We start from the raw sequence: 675 nt of genomic DNA, 5'->3' as shown, positions 1-675 counted from the left end.
ACGTGCAGCAGCGTGAAGGGGACCGGCGCGGGCGCGAAGGCCTTCAGCGCCAGGTGCAGCATGACGATGGAGTCCTTGCCGCCGGAGAACAGGATCACCGGCTTCTCGAACTCGCCCGCCACCTCACGGAAGATGTGCACCGCCTCGGATTCGAGGGCGTCGAGGTGCGACAGCGCGTAGGGCGCGTCGGAACCGGACTCGGTGTGCGGGTGCGCGGCGGTGGTCATGCCAGACCCCTCTCGGTGAGCAGTGCGTGCAGGGCCGAAGCCGACTCCTGCACGGTCTGGTGGTGCGACTCGATGCGCAGGTCCGGGGTGTGCGGTGCCTCGTACGGGTCGTCGACGCCGGTCAGACCGGAGATCTCGCCCGCGGCCTGCTTGGCGTACAGGCCCTTCACGTCCCGCTCCGAGCACACCTCGACCGGGGTGGCCACGTGGACCTCCAGGTACGTGGTGCCCGCGGCGGCGTGCCGCTCGCGGACGGCCTCGCGGCTGTCGGCGAACGGCGCGATCACCGGTACCAGGGCCTTGACGCCGTTGCTCGCCAGGAGCTCGGCGACGAAACCGATCCGCTGGACGTTGGTGTGCCGGTCCTCACGGCCGAAACCGAGGCCCGCGGAGAGGAACTCGCGGATCTCGTCCCCGTCCAGGACCTCCACCCGGTGCCCCCCGGCGT

Annotated in this window: 2 protein-coding genes; both read right to left on the bottom strand. The window is 70.8% G+C overall.

Translation table 11 applies throughout. The annotated features are described in order from the left end of the window. A partial coding sequence (locus AB4039_RS42320; RefSeq protein ID WP_442273321.1) for a phosphoadenosine phosphosulfate reductase domain-containing protein occupies nt 1-227 on the bottom strand: 227 nt, incomplete at its 3' end. Beyond that, a partial coding sequence (gene cysC / locus AB4039_RS42315) for an adenylyl-sulfate kinase (RefSeq protein ID WP_442273320.1) occupies nt 224-675 on the bottom strand: 452 nt, incomplete at its 5' end. The genes AB4039_RS42320 and cysC, both read right to left, overlap by 4 nt.

Origin of the sequence: Streptomyces sp. M-16, from assembly GCF_052114405.1 — a bacterium.
In the GTDB taxonomy this organism is placed as follows: domain Bacteria; phylum Actinomycetota; class Actinomycetes; order Streptomycetales; family Streptomycetaceae; genus Streptomyces.
This window is presented reverse-complemented; position numbering and strand designations above follow the sequence as displayed.